The organism is Microbacterium enclense (genome assembly GCA_038182865.1).
In the GTDB taxonomy this organism is placed as follows: Bacteria; Actinomycetota; Actinomycetes; order Actinomycetales; family Microbacteriaceae; genus Microbacterium; species Microbacterium enclense_B.
In genome coordinates this window covers 622,876-640,406 of sequence record CP116226.1, presented here as the reverse complement: position 1 = coordinate 640,406, position 17,531 = coordinate 622,876, and the positions used below count along the sequence as shown (strand labels likewise).

The 17,531-nt window shown below is 70.4% G+C and carries 14 protein-coding genes; 4 read left to right on the top strand and 10 right to left on the bottom strand.

Annotated features, from left to right (window positions below; genetic code table 11):
* The first annotated feature begins 41 nt into the window (after positions 1-41).
* The 3 genes from glgX (at position 42) to treZ (ending at position 6,471) form a co-directional block, all read left to right on the top strand.
* Positions 42-2,264, top strand: coding sequence for a glycogen debranching protein GlgX (gene glgX, locus PIR02_02965; GenBank protein WZH37632.1), 2,223 nt, complete (start codon positions 42-44; stop codon positions 2,262-2,264).
* Positions 2,265-2,269: 5 nt separating this feature from the next.
* On the top strand, positions 2,270-4,651 hold the full coding sequence (gene treY, locus PIR02_02960; GenBank protein WZH37631.1) for a malto-oligosyltrehalose synthase: 2,382 nt from the start codon (positions 2,270-2,272) through the stop codon (positions 4,649-4,651).
* Between the two features lie 68 nt (positions 4,652-4,719).
* Positions 4,720-6,471, top strand: a complete 1,752-nt coding sequence (gene treZ, locus PIR02_02955; protein WZH37630.1) for a malto-oligosyltrehalose trehalohydrolase — start codon at positions 4,720-4,722, stop codon at positions 6,469-6,471.
* 321 nt (positions 6,472-6,792) lie between these two features.
* On the opposite strand, the gene PIR02_02950 is transcribed toward treZ, so the two are convergent.
* The 8 genes from PIR02_02950 to PIR02_02915 all read right to left on the bottom strand — a co-directional run bounded on the left by PIR02_02950 (position 6,793) and on the right by PIR02_02915 (position 15,460).
* A complete protein-coding gene (locus PIR02_02950) occupies positions 6,793-7,608 on the bottom strand; it encodes a tryptophan-rich sensory protein (GenBank protein WZH37629.1) in 816 nt (271 codons plus the stop codon).
* 229 nt (positions 7,609-7,837) lie between these two features.
* Complete coding sequence (locus tag PIR02_02945) at positions 7,838-8,566, bottom strand: GMP synthase (GenBank protein ID WZH37628.1); 729 nt, start codon at positions 8,564-8,566, stop codon at positions 7,838-7,840.
* A gap of 9 nt (positions 8,567-8,575) precedes the next feature.
* Complete coding sequence (locus PIR02_02940) at positions 8,576-9,703, bottom strand: ABC transporter ATP-binding protein (protein ID WZH37627.1); 1,128 nt, start codon at positions 9,701-9,703, stop codon at positions 8,576-8,578.
* Positions 9,700-10,503, bottom strand: a complete 804-nt coding sequence (locus PIR02_02935; protein ID WZH37626.1) for an ABC transporter permease subunit — start codon at positions 10,501-10,503, stop codon at positions 9,700-9,702. Before PIR02_02935 ends, PIR02_02940 begins: the two co-directional genes overlap by 4 nt.
* The gene (locus PIR02_02930) at positions 10,500-11,348 is read right to left on the bottom strand and encodes an ABC transporter permease (protein WZH39072.1); all 849 of its coding nucleotides are present in this window, start codon (positions 11,346-11,348) and stop codon (positions 10,500-10,502) included. The genes PIR02_02935 and PIR02_02930 overlap by 4 nt, the downstream gene beginning before the upstream one ends.
* Before the next feature lie 65 nt (positions 11,349-11,413).
* Entirely contained in the window at positions 11,414-12,553 is a 1,140-nt protein-coding gene (locus tag PIR02_02925) for an ABC transporter substrate-binding protein (protein WZH37625.1), read from the bottom strand.
* A 135-nt stretch (positions 12,554-12,688) separates the two neighbouring features.
* Entirely contained in the window at positions 12,689-14,641 is a 1,953-nt protein-coding gene (locus PIR02_02920) for a CocE/NonD family hydrolase (protein ID WZH37624.1), read from the bottom strand.
* Between the two features lie 96 nt (positions 14,642-14,737).
* Positions 14,738-15,460, bottom strand: a complete 723-nt coding sequence (locus PIR02_02915) for a LysR substrate-binding domain-containing protein (protein ID WZH37623.1) — start codon at positions 15,458-15,460, stop codon at positions 14,738-14,740.
* A 34-nt stretch (positions 15,461-15,494) separates the two neighbouring features.
* Between PIR02_02915 and PIR02_02910 the strand changes: the two genes are divergently transcribed.
* On the top strand, positions 15,495-15,884 hold the full coding sequence (locus PIR02_02910) for a DUF1304 domain-containing protein (GenBank protein ID WZH37622.1): 390 nt from the start codon (positions 15,495-15,497) through the stop codon (positions 15,882-15,884).
* A gap of 117 nt (positions 15,885-16,001) precedes the next feature.
* Here PIR02_02910 and PIR02_02905 read toward each other — a convergent pair whose 3' ends face one another.
* Both PIR02_02905 and PIR02_02900 read right to left on the bottom strand, forming a co-directional pair.
* Positions 16,002-16,409, bottom strand: a complete 408-nt coding sequence (locus PIR02_02905; GenBank protein ID WZH37621.1) for a transferase — start codon at positions 16,407-16,409, stop codon at positions 16,002-16,004.
* A gap of 256 nt (positions 16,410-16,665) precedes the next feature.
* Positions 16,666-17,442 (bottom strand): Fpg/Nei family DNA glycosylase, encoded by a 777-nt coding sequence (locus PIR02_02900; protein WZH37620.1) that lies wholly within the window; start codon positions 17,440-17,442, stop codon positions 16,666-16,668.
* Between the last annotated feature and the right edge of the window lie 89 nt (positions 17,443-17,531).

Genomic DNA, 17,531 nt, shown 5'->3' with positions numbered 1-17,531 from the left:
GCGATGACCCCGCCCCGTTCGTGAAACAACGCTGGTCTATCGTGAGCGACGTGCAGCAGCTATGGCCAGGATCCAGCTATCCCCTCGGGGCCACCTACGACGGTAACGGGACGAATTTCGCCCTGTTCAGCGAGGGGGCGGAGAGGGTGGAACTCTGCCTCTTCGATGAGGACGGAACGGAGACGCGTTTCGAGCTGATCGACGTCGACGCGTTCGTCTGGCACGCCTATCTGCCCAACATCCTCCCCGGCCAGCGCTACGGCTACCGCGTGTACGGCGAGTACGCGCCCGCCGAAGGCAAGCGGTTCAACCCGAGCAAGCTGCTGCTCGACCCCTACGCCAAGGCCGTCGAAGGCCAGATCGACTGGGGTCAGCCCGTCTTCAGCTATGAGTTCGGCGACCCCGACTCGTTCAATGACGAGGACTCCGCCGCGCACATGATGAAGGGCGTGGTCGTGAACCCGTTCTTCGATTGGTCGGGCGATCGACAGCCCAAGACGCCGTACGCCGAGACCTTCATCTACGAGGCGCATGTGCGGGGCCTCACGCAGCTGCACCCCGACGTGCCGGAGGAACTGCGCGGCACCTATGCCGGCATCGCCCATCCGGCCGTCATCGACCACCTGCGCAAGCTCGGGGTCACCGCGATCGAGCTCATGCCGGTCCACCAGTTCGTCAACGACTCGACGCTGGAAGAGAAGGGGCTGTCGAACTACTGGGGTTACAACACGATCGCCTTCCTCGCCCCGCAGAACACCTACTCCTCCACCGGCGACCACGGTCAGCAGGTGCAGGAGTTCAAGGCGATGGTCAAGGCGCTGCACGCGGCCGGCATCGAGGTGATCCTCGACGTGGTCTACAACCACACCGCCGAGGGCAACCACATGGGCCCGACGTTGTCGATGCGCGGCATCGACAACGAGGCGTACTACCGCCTCGAGGACACCGACAAGCGGTACTACACCGACTACACCGGCACCGGCAACAGCATGAACGTGGGCAACCCCCACACGCTGCAGCTGATCATGGACTCGCTGCGGTACTGGGTGCTCGAGATGCACGTCGACGGTTTCCGCTTCGACCTCGCCTCGACCCTCGCCCGCGAGTTCTACGAGGTCGACCGCCTGGCGGCCTTCTTCGAGCTCGTGCAGCAGGACCCGATCGTCTCGCAGGTCAAGCTCATCGCGGAGCCGTGGGACGTCGGTCCGGGCGGCTACCAGGTCGGCAACTTCCCGCCGCAGTGGACCGAGTGGAACGGCAAGTACCGCGACACCGTCCGTGACTTCTGGCGCGGGGAGCCGCAGGCACTCGGTGAGTTCGCCTCGCGTCTGACCGGCTCGGCCGACCTCTACGAGCACTCGGGGCGTTTCCCCGTGGCATCCATCAACTTCGTCACCGCCCACGACGGCTTCACGCTCCGCGACCTCGTGTCGTACAACGAGAAGCACAACGAGGCGAACGGCGAAGACAACAACGACGGCGAATCGCACAACCGCTCGAGCAACATGGGCGTCGAAGGCCCCACCGACGACCCCGACGTGCTCAAGCGCCGTGCGCAGCAGCAGCGCAACTTCATCGCGACGCTGCTGCTGAGCCAGGGCGTGCCCATGCTGTTGCACGGTGACGAGCTCGGCCGCACCCAGGGCGGCAACAACAACGGGTACGCGCAGGACAACGAGATCACCTGGGTGGACTGGTCGAGCGTCGACCACCCGCTCATCGAGTTCACCGCGGCCCTCGCCCGTCTGCGCAAGCAGCACCCCACCTTCCGCCGCAGCCGCTTCTTCGACGGGCGCCCGGTGAAGATGGAGGAAGGGGCGCCGATCCCCGACGTCGTCTGGCTCCGCCCCGACGGCTCGCTCATGCAGCCCGACGACTGGGACAACGGCTTCGGTCTCGCGGTGGGTGTCTTCCTCAACGGACAGGGCATCCGCGAACGCGATCGCCGCGGTGAGGCGATCAGCGACGACCACTTCCTCGTGCTCTTCAACGCGGGCGACGACAAGGTCGACTTCGTCCTCCCCGCTTTCGAGTACGCCCCCGAGTGGGACGTGTACGTCGACACCGCGGGGGAGCGCGCGAACACCGAGCCGTTGAGCCCGGGAGATACGCTGCCGCTCGAGCCGAAGTCGCTCATCGTGCTGCGCGAGCACCACCTGCCCGAGCCCGAGGTCGACCACTCGGTCGCCGCCTCCCTCACCGCGCAGATCCAGGTGGTCGGAGTCGACGACCTGCCCGGCCAGGCGCCCAAGCCGGAGCTCTGACCGAGATGCGGCATCCGCTTTCGACCTACCGCCTGCAGATCCGCGAAACGTTCACCCTCGACGACGCCGCCGAGGTCACGGGATACCTCCGTGACCTCGGGGTCTCGTGGGCGTACCTCTCGCCGATCCTCGAGGCCACACCCGGCTCCGACCACGGCTACGACGTCGTCGATGTCTCGCGCGTCGACCCCGCACGCGGCGGGGCCGCCGGTCTCGACCGGTTCGTCGCCGCGGCACGCGCCGCGGAGCTCGGCATCCTGATCGACATCGTCCCGAACCACATGGGCGTCTCGGAGCCGCGCGCGAACGCGTGGTGGTGGGACGTGCTGCGCCAGGGGCGCGCTTCCGGGCACGCCACGGCGTTCGACATCGACTGGGAGTTCGGCGGCGGCAAGGTGCGCGTTCCGGTGCTCGGTGCGGATCTCGCCGACGTGCTCGACGAGATCTCGTACGATCCCACCCCGGCCGAAGACGCGCCGGACGGGCTGATCCGGTACTACGACCACGCGTTCCCCGTCGCCCCGGGTACGGGGACCTCCGACATCCGCGCGTTGCTCGACGCCCAGAACTTCGAGCTGCGCTTCTGGCAAGACGAGGCGGCCGATCTCAACTACCGCCGCTTCTTCGCCGTGACGACCCTCGCGGGCGTGCGCGTCGAGTTGCCCGAGGTGTTCGACGCCACGCACGCCGAGATCCTGCGCTGGGTGCGTGAAGGTCTCGCGGACGGCCTGCGCGTGGATCACCCCGACGGGCTCGTCGACCCCGGCGCATACCTCGACCGGCTCGCCGTCGCGCTCGAGGAGGCGGGCGAGGGCGAGGTGGGGTATGTGCTGGTGGAGAAGATCCTCGAGCACGGCGAAGCCTTGCCGTCGTGGTGGAAGACCGCGGGGACGACCGGGTACGACGCGCTCGCCGAGATCGATCGCGTGCTCACCGACCCCGCCGGGGAGGCGGCGCTCGACGGACTCGACGCGCGGCTGCGCGCCGAGGGCGACCTCCCGACGCTGACCGGGTGGCACGACCTCATCCACGACACCAAGCGCAAGATCGCCGACTCGATCCAGGTGTCGGAGATCCGACGCATCGTGCGCGGGCTTCCCGTCGCCCTGCGCGACGAGTTCGAGACAGAGGTGCTGCAGGACGCGCTCGCCGAGGTCCTCGCGTGCTTCCCCGTGTACCGCTCCTACCTGCCCGCCGGTCGCGCACACCTCGACGCCGCGGCGGGCGAAGCGGAGGTGCGTCGTCCGGAACTGGGCGATGTGATCGAGAAGCTCGTGCCGGCCCTGGCCGACACCGACCTCGAGATCGCGTGGCGGTTCCAGCAGACCACCGGCCCGGTCATGGCCAAGGGTGTGGAGGACACCGCGTTCTACCGCTACACGCGCTTGGGCTCGCTCACCGAGGTGGGCGGTGACCCGGGGCAGTTCTCGCTCGACGTGACGGGGTTCCACACGGCGCAGGCTCTTCGGCACGCGTCGTGGCCGACCGCCATGACGACACTGTCGACGCACGACACGAAGCGGGGCGAGGACACGCGCGCCCGCATCGCGGTGCTGGCCGAGATCCCGGAACGCTGGGAAGACGTGCTGACCGAGCTGCGCGGCATCGCCTCCACCGGCCACGGACCCTTCGATGCGCTCCTGTGGCAGGCCATCGTCGGGGCCTGGCCCGCGTCGGCGTCCACTCGGCACGGCTTGTCGGAGTACCGCGAGCGCCTGCATGCCTACGCCGAGAAAGCGGCGCGTGAGGCGAGCGAGGTCACCGGCTGGTGGGTTCAGGACGAGGCGTTCGAGGAACGCATGCACGCCGTCGTCGACGCGGCCACGGGACCCGCTGCGGAGCGCGTGCGCGCCTTCGTCGACGAGATCTCGGCTGCCGGCTGGTCGAACGGGCTGTCGGCCAAGCTCCTGCAGATCCTCGGCGCCGGGGTTCCCGACGTGTACCAGGGCTCGGAGCTGTGGGAGCAGTCGCTCGTCGACCCCGACAACCGACGCGCCGTCGACTTCGCCGAGCGGGCTCGCCTCCTCGCCGAGATCGACGCCCCGGGGGCGCAGCCGCCGGTGGTGGATGCCACGGGAGCCGCCAAGCTGCTCGTGACCTCGCGCGCGCTGCGCGTGCGCGCTGATCACCCGCTCGACATCTACCGTCCGCTGGAGGCCGCGGGTGCGGCATCCGATCATGTCGTCGCCTTCGATCGCGGAGGCGTGTTCGCCGTGGCGACCCGGCTGCCGGTGAGCCTCGAGGCCGAGGGCGGGTGGCGCGACACGGTGGTGTTGCTGCCGGACACCCCCGTCATCGACGTGCTGACCGGACGCACGTTCGCCGGTGGCGCCGTGCCGCTGGCGGATCTGCTGGCCTTCTACCCGGTAGCCCTGCTGATCCTCTGACCGCCGCGCGGGGCGCCCCTGCCGAGCGCCCCCGTGCCACCGAACCTCTCTCACACGAAGGAACACCCATGAGCATCGACGTTTGGGCCCCCAAGGCGGAGCGCGTGCGGCTGCGCCGGCTCGACGACAGCGGGGATGCCGTCGTCGAAGACATCGAGATGTCGTCGACGGCCGACGGCTGGTGGACGGTACCCGTCGACCTCGCCGACGGTGAGAGGTACGGTTTCGTCCTGGGCGACGGCGACGACCTGCGACCCGACCCCCGCTCGCGACGTCAACCGGGCGGCGTGCACGAGGCGTCGGCGTGGTTCGACCCGACCGTGTACACCTGGAACGACGGCGCGTGGACGGGCAAGCAGCTCGCCGGAGGCCTCATCTACGAGGTGCACCTCGGCACCTTCACCCCCGAGGGGACACTGGATGCCGCCATCGGGCGCCTCGAGCACCTCGTCGACCTCGGCGTGACCCACGTCGAGCTGCTGCCGGTCAACGGGTTCAACGGAACCTGGAACTGGGGGTACGACGGGGTGCTCTGGTACACCGTGCACGAGGCCTACGGCGGCCCGGAGGCGTACCAGCGGTTCGTCGATGCCGCGCACGCGGCGGGGCTGGCCGTGATCCAGGACGTCGTCTACAACCACCTCGGGCCCTCGGGCAACTACCTGCCCGAGTTCGGGGAGTATCTCCGCGAGGGCAGCCGCAACACCTGGGGCGACTCGGTCAACCTCGATGAAGACGCGGTGCGCGCCTACATCGTCGAGAACGCGTTGATGTGGATGAGCGACTACCACGTCGACGGTCTCCGTCTCGATGCCGTGCACGCGCTGCTCGACCACCGCGACCCGCACCTGCTCCAGGAGATCGCCGAGCGCACCGACGCCCTGTCGGCGCACCGCGGCCTCCCGCTCACCACCATCGCCGAGAGCGACATGAACGACCCGAAGCTCATCCTCCCGCGAGAGGCCGGTGGGTACGGCCTGACGGCGCAGTGGTCGGACGACTGGCACCACACCGCGCACGTCGCCCTGACCGGTGAGACGATCGGGTACTACGAGGACTTCGAAGACCTCGACGCGTTCCGCAAGGTCAGTGAGGAAGGGTTCTTCCACAACGGCACCTATTCCACGTTCCGCGAAGAGAAGCACGGCAAGCCCATCCCGGATGACGTCCCCAACTGGCGCCTGGTGACCTTCGCACAGGATCACGACCAGATCGGCAACCGCGCCGCGGGCGATCGGCTGTCGCAGACGCTCGGCTACGACCGTCTCGCCGCAGCCGCCGTGCTGACCCTCACCGCCCCCGGCACCCCGATGCTCTTCATGGGCGAGGAGTGGGGCGCGACAACCCCGTGGCAGTTCTTCACCTCGCACCCCGAGCCCGAACTCGGCAAAGCCACCGCCGAGGGACGCATCGCCGAGTTCGCGAAGATGGGATGGGACGAGTCCACCGTCCCTGACCCGCAGGACCCCTCGACGTTCGAGAACTCGAAGCTCGACTGGGACGAGGTCGGCGAAGGTGATCACGCTCAGCTGCTCGGGCTGTACCGCGAGCTCGCGAAGCTCCGCCGGGAGCGACCCGAACTCACCGACCCGTCCCGCGAAGGTCTCTCGGCCGCGGCGCGCGAGGCGATCGGGGGCCGCATCTACGAGCTGCGTCGCGGCGACCTCGTGGTCGTCGTGAACCTCTCGGATGCCGAGGCGACGGCATCCGTCGTCCCCGGTGTTCGCGTGCTGCTCGCGACGGCCGAAGGCGTGGTGCTCGACGGGACCGACCTCGCCGTGCCGGCGGGCGCGAGCGCGATCGCGGGCCCCGCTCTCTGACGGCGGAACGCTCCGCTCCTCGCACATCATGTCCCACCCGCGGCGGGTGGGAGATCTCTTGATCCGGGTGGGCGACGATCTGCGGCGAGTGAGCGTTGCGTGCCGCGGGTCGTTTGCCTCGAGTTGTCTCTTGGTGCGCGTGAGGCCGACGATCTGCGGCGAGTGAGTGTTGCTTGCCGCGGGCCGTTTGCCTCGAGTTGTCGCTTGGTGCGCGTGAGGCCGACGATCTGCGGCGAGTGAGCGTTGCTTGCCGTGGGTCGTTTGCCTGGGGTTGTCGCTTGAAGGTCGCGCTGATAGGCGACGGCGCGGGTCCCTGCGCCGTCAGTCGACCGACGGGCGCACCAACCGCAGGCCACTGACGATCACCGGCGGCAGCAGCACGAAGGCTGCCACGATGAGCGCCATCACGCCGATGCCGGTGCTCCGCGGCTCACCGCCGAAGCGCTCGACCGCGAGCCAGCTCAGCCCCCACGCGAGTGCCAGGGCCGGGGTGACGCGCCACGAGCTGCGCCAGGCGATGGCGAGGCCGATCACGCCCACGATCACCAGCACGCCGATGCCGATGGCATCCGCCGCTTGTTCCCAGCTCGAGGGCACGACGGTGGTCAGCCACGCGGCGATGTTCGCGACGGTGGCGAGGGTCACCCAGCCGAGGTGCAGGCCCGTGACGCCGTCGATCAGCACGGAATCGACGACGCCGCCGCGCGGCGCGCGGGTGGCGACGGCGACGCGGAACGTCCAGCCGAGGGCGGCGAGCAGGAGGACGATGACGACGACGGTGAGGAAGAGGGTCCCGAAGCGCGCGGCCACGAGCCAGAGGCCGTTCAGGGTCATCGTGAGGGCGACGAGCCAGCCGAGCGCACGCTGACGCGGGTCTGTGCGGCGGCGGGGAAGAGCCTGCCAGATCGCGTACGCGATGAGGCCCAGGTAGATGACCGACCAGATCGAGAAGGCGGGGCCGGCGGGAGCGAGGTAGGAACCGTCGGTGTCGAGTGCCCCGCCCTGCTGGTCCTGGACCGCGGAGTTCCCGAACGCGCCGGCGCCGATCACGGCCGCGATGAGCATGAACGACACCGCGGAGAGGACGACGATTTGCCGGGCGAGGTCGCTTCCCCGCCGGGGAGTTGTTGCGTTCATGACGAGAAGCCTAGATAAGCTAGCGAAATTCGGTCCGCGGGCTTGACATCGGGGCATCCGGTTCGTCTGTCGTGGGGCGGGTCCGCGGGTGCCGTCCTGCGGAGTCTCCGCGCGGCAGGCCGCGCGCGGAGAGCGCTGCGGGGCGTGTCGGGCACCGACTCCGCAGGACGGCACGCCCGATGACGAGTGGCGCGGGCGATGGCCCCGCGGCGGCGCGCGCGCCGCGAGGTCAGGCGGCGACGGCGCGCGCGGCGAACGAGCGCAGCAGCAGCGTCGGCTGCTCGACCGACACCGTACGCACGTGCGCGGAGACCTGGTCGAACGCCTCCGCGTCGAAGTACCCCGCGTCGCGGTACACCTCCATGCGGGCGACGAACGCCTCGGCGGTGGGCTCGGGGTGGAACTGCGTCGCCCAGAGGCCGATCCCCGCGCGGTACGCCTGTACGGGGCAGGCGTCGTTCTCGGCGAGCAGGGTCGCTCCCGGGGGAACGCTCGCGGTGCCCTCCTTGTGCGCGGTCAGCGCCTGGAAACGCGGGCTCAGGATGCCGAACAGCTCGTCGCCGCGACCCGCCTCGGTCAGCGTGATCTCGGCGGGACCCGTGCCCTCGGGGGTGGTCAGCGTGACCTCGCCACCGAGCATGCGGGTGACGACGCCGATGCCGAAGCACGTGAACATCGCGTTCGTGCGGCCCTCGATGGCGGTCGCCGCGAGGCGCTCGAGGTCGCGCTCGAGTCGGCGCTGTTCGTCGGTCTTGTCGGTGTCGGTGACGTTGAACGGGCTCCCACCCACCACGACGGCGGCGAAACGATCGAGGTCGTCGGGGAGAGGCTTCCGCACGAGATCGTGATGGACGAGCTCGTCGTCGGCGACACCGAGACCGTCGCGGAACGACGCCCATTCGGCCGCCGCGGCATCACGCTGCGGGCGGGCGCAGACGTAGAGCAGGCGAGCGGTCACCCAGGGATTCTATGCGCGCCCCGGCTCGTGAGAGCGGGGGTCGACGCACGACGACACACCTGCACGGGGTCTCGTGAGCACCGCGACCTCGTTCACGCGCACCCGGACGCGGTCGCCCGGCTCCCGCCGCTCGTCCGCCGCGTGCTGGACGCGCACGAGGCTCCCGTCTGCCACGCGCAGTGTCGAACGGCGCACGCTGCCCAAAAACGTGCTCTGCTCGACCACGGCGTCGATGCCGGTGGCATCCGGGTCCGCGATCCGCAGGTTCTCGGGGCGCACGAACACCTCACAGGTGCCGTCGGCCGCGGGGAGGACGAGGGGGAGGGCCTGGCCCCACACCGTCACGCGCTCGCCCGACACCTCGCCCGGTACGAGGCTCGACGACCCGACGAACGCGGCGACCTCGGCAGACGCGGGGCGCAGGTACAGGTCTTCGGGGCTTCCGACCTGCAGGATGCGACCTGCGTCCATGACAGCGACCCGGTCGGAGACGGCGAGGGCCTCCTCCTGGTCGTGCGTGACGAAGACGGTCGTCGTGCCGAGGCGCAGCTGGATGCGCCGGATCTCGTCGCGCAGCTGCACGCGCACCTGCGCGTCGAGGGCCGAGAGCGGCTCGTCCAGCAGGAGGACACGGGGCTCGGTGACCAGGGCACGCGCGAGGGCGACGCGCTGCTGCTGCCCGCCGGACAACTGGTGCGAGAACCGATCGGCGAGGTGTCCGAGGCCGACCAGATCGAGGGCCTCCCCGGCGCGGCGGCGCGCCTCGGCCGTGCCCACCCCGCGTCGGCGCAGCCCGAACGCGGTGTTGTCGATCGTGCGCAGGTGCGGGAAGAGCGAGTACGACTGGAAGACCATGCCGATGTCGCGCTTGTTCGTCGCCACCCCCGACACCTCGCGGCCGCCGATGTGCACCTCGCCGGCGGTGGCGCGCTCGAGTCCCGCGAGGACGCGCAGCGCGGTGGTCTTGCCGCAGCCGGACGGCCCGAGCAGCGAGACGAACTCGCCTGGTGCGACGTCGAGGTCGACCCCGTGGAGCACGCGCGTCGTGCCGTAGTCCTTCACGACACCGCGGAACTCGACGCCGGCGCTCGGAGACGGACGAGCGTCGCTGCCGAGGGGGCTGTCGGTGAGGGTCATGACGTCTTCCTTCCGGCGCCGATGCGTCCGACGCGACCGATGACGAGCAGCAGCGCGAACGCGAAGGCGAGGGCGAGCAGGGTGAAGATGGCGGCGACGTAGCCGTCTTGCTTGTTGACGACGATCAGGGCCGTCTGCAGCGTCTGCCGGTTCAGGAGCGAGGCGATCGTGAACTCACCGAGGACGACCGCGACCGAGATGAGCGTTGCGGCGAGGAGTCCCTGGCGGAGGTTCGGGACGATCACGCGCACCAGCACGCTCGTCCAGCCGGCGCCGAGGGTGCGGGCCGCCTCCGACAGCGTCTTCACGTCGATCGCGTCGATGGAGGCCTGGATCGACCGGTAGGCGAAAGGCAGGACCAGGATGCCGTACGCGAACGCGAGCGTCCACGCACCGGTGCCGAGGGTGCGGCCGATCTGCAGGTACAGGGGCGTGAGCCCCACCACGAGCACGATGGCGGGGAGCGAGATCGGCAGGAGGGCGACGAACTCGAACACTCGGCGCAGACGCGGGAAGGCGAGGGCGACGAGCACCATCGTCGGGGTGAACAGAACGAGCACCAGCAGGACGGTGACCGCCGCGAGCGTCAGCGAGTTGCCGAGCCCCGTCCACAGCGGCCGGTACTTCGCGGCATTGGCGGGGTCGAACAGCGCCCCCCACCGGTCGAGGGACAGCCCCGAACCACCCGGGAGGGGCGTGAGGGTGAACAGCACGGTCGCGGCGAAGGGAACGGCGAAGACGAGACCGACCACGATGCCGATGACCCAGCGAGCCCACCGGGGCGGGGCGAGGGGGTTCACGACTGCCACCGGGCCGCGCGGCGCTGCACGAGCGAATACAGCCCCATCACCACGGCGACGACGACGATCATGCCGAGGGCGAGGGCTCCGGCGAGATTCTCGCGGCCCAGGACGGTCTCGCTCGTCAGCGCGGTACGGATCTGCAGGGGAACGATCTGCGACCCCTGGCTGGCGAGGGCGGCCGCGGTCGCGTACGACGAGAACGCGTTGGCGAACAAGAGCAGCAGGCTCGCGAGGAACGACGGGGCGAGCACCGGTATCCCGACGTGCCGCCAGAAGCCGGCTGGGGTGCCGCCCAGCGTCAGGTGCGCCTCGACCCACTGCGGCTTGAGCGCGGCGAGAGCGGGGAGGAACGTGATGATCATGAGCGGGATCTGGAAGATGAGGTAGGCCAGCACCACACCGGGCAGGTCGTACAGCCAGACGCCGCCGTCGTAGAGCGAGATCCCGGTGAGTTGCCGCAGCAGCACCGTGACGACGCCCTGTGCCCCGATCGCCGCGATCAGCACGAAGGCGAGCATCACTCCGCCGAACTGGGCCAGGACTCCGGATGCCGCATCCACCGCGGTGCGCACGATTCCGGTCTCCGCGAGTCCGAGCATCGCCCAGCACACCAGCGCCCCCACGACGGCGCCGATCGCGGCGGTCACGAGCGAGACCATCGCGGAGTTGCCGAACGCGGTGAGCACGAGAGGGTCGCCCAGAGCGGCGACGTTGTCAAGCGTGAGAGAACCATCGCCGTCGACGAACCCGGACCCGACCGCCAGGACCGTCGGGAGCGCGAGGAACAGCACGACATACGCGGCGAACGGGGTGAGCCCGAGCCAGGCCCAGCCCGGACGCACCGCACCCCGCGGTGCCGGAGCGGGAAGCTCCGGAACCGCGGGGGCGACCACGCGATCGAGGACGGTCACTGGACCGCCGTGGCCCACTTCTGCCCGAGCAGGGTGCCGGCCTCGGTCGACTGCGTCTCGGTCGGCACGACGGTGTCGCTCGGCGCCGTCGGCAGAGCGGCGGCGAGAGCGGTGTCGATGGTGCCCGCGGCGGTCATGGCCTCCATCCGGGCCGGACGCGCGCCGCCCTTCAGCCACAGGTTCTGCACCTCGTCGCTGTAGAGGAACTCCTGCCACAGTCGCGCGGCCGCGGGGTGCGGAGCGTCCTTGTTGATCGCCTGGTTGTAGTACCCGGCGTAGCCGACGCCCGGGAGCACGACGGTCTTCCACGTCGGCACGGCCGAGGCCTGGACGGCGTTGAGGTAGTCCCAGTCGAACACCACCGGGGTCTCGCCGCTGGCGATCGTGGCATCCGTGGGGTCGACCTTGAGGAAGTTGCCCGCGGCATTCAGCGATCCGAAGAAGTCGATGCCCGGCGTGAAGTCGTCGAGGGTGCCGTTGCTCTGCACGGTGGCCAGGCCCACGGCAGCGAAGGCGGAGCCCGCCTGGGTGGGGTCGCCGTTGATGGCGACCGCGCCCTTGTACGCCGGCTTCAGCAGGTCGTCGAGCGAGGTGGGCTCGGGGAAGCGCGCGGAGTCGTACCCGATCGACATGTATCCGCCGTAGTCACCGACGAACAGGCCCGAGGGCTCCTTGAGCGCGTCGGGGATCTTGTCGAAGGTCTGCACCTTGTAGGCGGCGAAGTGATCGGTGCTCTGCAGGGCGACGGCCAGGCCCAGGTCGAAGACGTCGGGTGCGGTGTCGAGGCCTTCGTTGGCCTTGGCGGCTTGGATCTCCTCGGCGCTGGAGACGTCGGGCGACTGCTCGTTGATCGTGATCTCGGGGTAGCGCTGGGCGAACAGGTCGAGGATCTCGCCGTAGTTGGCCCAGGTGCGCGGGAGCGCGATGACGTTCAGCTGTCCCTCGGCTTTCGCGGCGGTCTCGAGGTCGCCGAACGTTCCGATGTCGGCGAGACTCGTGGCGGTCTGGGCATCGGCGGAGGAGCCGGCGTCGGCGTCGGCGGTCGCGCCCGCGCAGCCCGCGAGAGCGAGGGCGCTGACGACGGCGAGGGCGAGGCCGGCGAGGGGCCGACCGCGGAAGATCGTGGGGGATGGCATGGGGGTTTTCCTCTCGTGCCTCTCGAGGTGAGACGGAGGAAACCTACGGACCGGCCGTGACTGTTCGGCGCGCGAGGGGTGAACCGATGTCGACCAGCGGGAGTACGAACGCGTCGGGGCGCCCGGAGAACCGGCTCAGCGCGGAGAGCGTCGTCGGTGAACGGCTGCCCGCGTCGCGGCGAGAATCCCACCCGCCGCGAGGGCTCCGGCGCCCCAGAGTGCCAGGGCCGGAGTCCAGACGCTTCCCGACTCGGCCAAGCGGGGCGGCGTCGTCGTCGCGCTCGGAGGGTCCAGGGTGAAGCTCGCCGCGAGCGGGCCGACGGGCACCGGCCACCGCGCGTTCCCGAGATACGCGGTGAGGAACGGCGCGGGGTCGCCCTCCGTCGCGACGTCGTCGGCCGGGGAGCCGAGGGGGACCGTGATCGTCCCGCCCTCGACCGTCACCGTCTCGCCGCTCGGTTTCGGGAGCCACGCGGGCGAGTCGGTCGTCCCCACCGAGACGAGAAGCGCGTGCCCGGGCTCGAGGGTCCAGTCCACGTCGCGCACGCGCATGTCCGTCGAGCCCGAGGCGTCCACGACGGTGGCTTCTTCGTCGATCAGGGTGGGCACGCCGTCCGTGCCCACATCCCACAGTCTCGCGTGCGCGACACCGGCCCCTCTCGTCCGCAGGGTGATCCGGGACTCCCCGCTCACGCGGGTCGCCGTCGTCACCGGTGCGGACAGGGTCTGCGATCCGCCGAGGCTCTGCGCGTCGCGCGGAGCGGTGCCGAAGAGGGACCCGTCGCCGTCGTCGCCCGGGTCCCGCCCCGCGGCGCCGCGACCGTCGTCGACGTACTGTCCGGGATTGAGGGATGCCGTGACGTCGCGCGTGCCGCCCGGCCAGGTCGGCTGGACCCGCCAGCGACCCGTGTTGTCCTGAACGGCCCACGACGGCTCCGAGACCGGGCCATCCCGGAGGTGGGCGTCGAAGAATGCCCGGACCTCGCCGAACCAGTCCGCCCGACCCATCTGCCGTCGTCCGGACGCGTCGACGTCGTTGCCGGCGACGTGATCCCACGGTCCCGCCCACGCGCGGACGGGACCGTCGACGGCACCCAGGAAGTCCGCCATACCGTCGGGGCGGGTGTTGGTCTCGAGCCATCCCTGAGTGAGGAACAGCGGCACGGTCGAGTCCTGGGCGAGCGCCGTGAGAGAACGCGCGCTCCAGAACGGTGCCGAGCGTTGCGCGGCGAGGGTGTCGGACAGGATGCCGCTCGCGCAGGCGGGGTGGCGTTGGTCGTACGTCGCGTTCTCGCGATAGCGCGGAGTGTCGGGGGCGATGACGACTCCGTCGACCACTCCCTCGTGGTCGATACCGTGCAGTGCGGCGATCGCGTTGTACCCCTCGACGGTCGCGCGGTTGTTCTCCGCCGGGATGCCGTTCTCGTACAGGTAGCTGTAGAGATCCCAGACGGGCTCTTGGGCGACGACGGCCGAGAGTCCCGCGGGGCGCTCACCGAGGGCGATCAGGCCGGTCGTGGCATCCATCGATTTGCCGTACATGCCCACTCGGCCCGTGGACCACCCCGCGGATGCCGCCCACTCGACGAGGGCGCCGATGTCGGCCTGGTCGCCCGCACCGCCGAAGTCGAAGCAGCCGGAGCTGCCTCCGAAGCCGCGGAGGTCGGCGAACACGACCGTGTAGCCGGCGGCGAGGACGCCGCCCTCGTCGAGGAGAGCGCGGTGGCGCAGGGTCGGGCCGGTGGCGGCACGGTTCTCATCCGATGCCGCTCCCGCGTGCGAGAAGTAGGGGCCGACCGACAGGATCACGGGCGTCCGCGCATCGGACGGAAGGCCGGCGGGGCGCAGAACGTCGGCGTGGAGCTCGACCGGGTCGCCGTCGGGGGAGGGAACGCTGGTGGGGACGTAGTGCTCGGTCCAGACCGCACCCTCGGGCACGGACGGGTTCTGCGCGTGCGTCACCCCCGCCGAGACGTCCGTCGCGGTCGCGGGTGGGGTCGTCGGATCGGCCACGGCGGCGCCTCCCGTTGCCAGAAAGGCGAGCGCTACGGCGGCAGTGGCCAGGGCGGTCGCGAGGGGTCGTGGCATCCCGTCTCTCCCTTCGTGCTCGTGCGGCGCGCGTGGTCCGCACACTATCGCGCGCACGATCCTGCGAGGGACGGAGACGGCGCAGAACGCGCCGCCTCAGCGGGAGGAGCGGGACGTGCGTCCGCGCACGATGCCCACGAATGTGTCGACGTCGGGGGTCGTGCGCTCCCGAGGCCACGCGAGCGCCACCGTCGACACCGGACCATCACGCAAGACCCGGTACTCGACGTCGCGTCGCTGGTGAGCGCGCGCCAGCGACATCGGGACGATCACCACCCCGACCCCTGCGGCGACCGTCGCGATGGCTTCGCCCGTGTCGGCGGGCGGTGCGAACGCCGGGGCGACGGTATCCGGGATCCGGGTCGCGAGCACGTCGTCGGCGGGGACGAGCACGACCTCGCCCGCCAGATCGGCGGCATCCAGCTCGTCGGCCGCCGTCAGATGGGAGTCCACCGACATCACCACGACGGGCTGCTCTTCGTAGAGGGGGATGACGTGAAGATCATCGGATGCCGCGACGGGAAGCCGCACGAGGGCGGCGTCGACCTCGTCGAGGTGTGCCCGTTGGCCGGCGACGTCGATCTCGCGAAGCTCGAGCGTCACGTGCGGCATACGCTCGCGCCAGAGACCGATCCACTTGCCCGGGGTCGCACCCGGCACCGCGCCGAGCACGAAACGGCGCGGGGATTCCGGCGGCTCGGGACGAGGAGCCGGGGCTTTCGGCTTCGCGGGACGCTTCGCCGCGGCGGGGCGCGCGCCGCCGCGGCGTCGCGCTCCGCCCCCGGAGCCGCGTCCGCGGGAACCGCTGCCGTTGGCCATGGTTCCAGGCTATCCGCGGAGTAACGTTGTGCGCATGATCGGCATCCTGGCGCTGGTGTTCGCGGGCCTCGCGGCGCTGCTGCACGTCTACATCTTCGTGCTCGAAAGCGTGCGGTGGACCCAGCCGAAGACGTGGAAGACCTTCGGGATCGCCGACCAGCAGACCGCCGACGCGACGAAGCCGATGGCCTACAACCAGGGCTTCTACAACCTGTTCCTCGCGATCGGTGCGACCGCCGGCATCGTCTTCTGGATCGTGAACGGCGTGGGCGACGTCGCCGGCCGGACGCTGCTGGTGTTCTCGTTGGGCTCGATGCTCGCCGCCGCCCTCGTGCTCGTCACGTCGGGTCGCAAGTACCTCCGGCCCGCGAGCATCCAGGGGACACTGCCCCTCATCGGACTGATCCTGGCGCTCGTGGCCTGACCCGCCCCTGCGCCGGATCGCGTGCACGGCTCGCGGCCTGTGCGCGCACCGGGACGAACGAAAACCCGCACGCTCCGGGGAGTCGTGCGGGTCATTGGAGCCAGCGGAACGGCCGGATCAGGCGGCCAGTCGCAGCCCCCGCTGATCGGTCGCGACGGCTTCACCGTCGTTGATGATCTCGTCGTCGCCGATGAGCGAGCCCACCGCGACGCGGGCGTTGTGGCCCACTTGCGTGCGAACGCCGATGTGCGCTCCCGCGCCGATGACGGCGCCGGCGCAGATGTGCGCGTGCGGTTCGATGCGCGCCTCGGGGCCGATGACGGCGTCGGACTCGATCCACGCCCCGCGTCCGACACGAACACCCGCGGCGATCTGGACGCCGGGTTCGACGTAGGCGCCGTTCTCGACCAGCGCCGACGGGTGGACCTTCGCGCCGTGCGCGACGAGTCCTCGACCATTGACGTGCTTGCGATAACGCAGCGTCTCGCCGTGGTCGTTCTCGATGTCGATGTAGTTCTTACCCACGATCCCCTCCGGTCGACTCTCGGATTCAGCCGACATGTATGACAACGGGTGAGGAATGACCTTCATTCCCTCGCATGGTTCTTCGTCGCCCGTGCCGCCATCGGTTTGCTCGACGTCGAGAGAATGAGCGGCGAGAACTCCCGACGGTGTTGCGTCCTCCTGTTCTCGCACGTCCTCCTCGAAGCGGATGCCGGGTTGACAGGACGGCAGGGAAGAGACGCTGTTCCGTGGGACAGCCCGATGCTCCCCGGACGGCTCACCCGGGTTGGCAGGTGGGACACCAGTACACGTTGCGCTCGCTCGTCGCCGTCGCGCCCAAGGTGGTCGCCCGGATGGGCGTGCCGCAGCGACGACACGGCGCCCCTTCGCGCCCGTACACCCAGAAGCGGCGGCCCGGCCGGGTGTCGCCGGTGAAGGTGCGCTCGGGGCGGGGGAGGTTCGCCCGGATCATGCGTTCGCCCAGGGCGATGGTCGCCGCGACGTCGATCTCGTTCGCGGGCGTCGTGGGGGCGATGCCGCGCACGAACAGCAGTTCGTTCGCGTAGACGTTGCCGAAGCCCGCCACGTTGCGCTGGTCGAGGAGTGCGACGTGGGCCTCGCGGGTGTCGGCGGCGACGCGGCGGACGGCCTCGGCCTCGTCCCAGTCGTCGGCGAGCAGGTCGGGACCGAGGTGGCCGATGACCGTGTGTTCGTCGGCCGTGCGCAGCACTTCCACCATCGCGAGGTCGAAGCCGACGGCATCCGCACCGGCCACCCCGACGATCGCGCGCGCCTTGAAGGCGGGGCGGCGCCAGCGCTCTCCGGGTCGATAGACGTCCCAGCGGCCCTCCATCTTCAGATGCGAATGCAGCGTGTAGCCGCCGATGCGGTGGAGCAGGTGCTTGCCGCGCGCGGCGACCTCGTGCACCGTCTCGCCGCGGAGGTCTGCGGTGGCGCTGCCGGGGACGCGGATGTCGAAACGCGTGACGACCTTGCCGGTCAGGACGGCGGTGAGCTTGGCCGCCGCGCGGTAGACGGTATCGCCCTCAGGCACGGGCGTCCTTCGGGCGGAGGTGCGGGGGCGCCGGGGCGAGGCGAACCTGCTGAGCCGCAGGTCGGCGCGCGGGAAGCGGGGAGTGGCGC

Bases quoted from the DNA above. Each gene is read 5' to 3' on its own strand.
- PIR02_02925 (WZH37625.1), bottom strand. From the start codon at position 12,553: ATGCCATCCCCCACGATCTTCCGCGGTCGGCCCCTCGCCGGCCTCGCC.
- PIR02_02950 (WZH37629.1), bottom strand. From the start codon at position 7,608: ATGAACGCAACAACTCCCCGGCGGGGAAGCGACCTCGCCCGGCAAATC.
- treY (WZH37631.1), top strand. From the start codon at position 2,270: ATGCGGCATCCGCTTTCGACCTACCGCCTGCAGATCCGCGAAACGTTC.
- treZ (WZH37630.1), top strand. From the start codon at position 4,720: ATGAGCATCGACGTTTGGGCCCCCAAGGCGGAGCGCGTGCGGCTGCGC.
- PIR02_02910 (WZH37622.1), top strand. From the start codon at position 15,495: ATGATCGGCATCCTGGCGCTGGTGTTCGCGGGCCTCGCGGCGCTGCTG.
- PIR02_02940 (WZH37627.1), bottom strand. From the start codon at position 9,703: ATGACCCTCACCGACAGCCCCCTCGGCAGCGACGCTCGTCCGTCTCCG.
- PIR02_02920 (WZH37624.1), bottom strand. From the start codon at position 14,641: ATGCCACGACCCCTCGCGACCGCCCTGGCCACTGCCGCCGTAGCGCTC.
- PIR02_02915 (WZH37623.1), bottom strand. From the start codon at position 15,460: ATGGCCAACGGCAGCGGTTCCCGCGGACGCGGCTCCGGGGGCGGAGCG.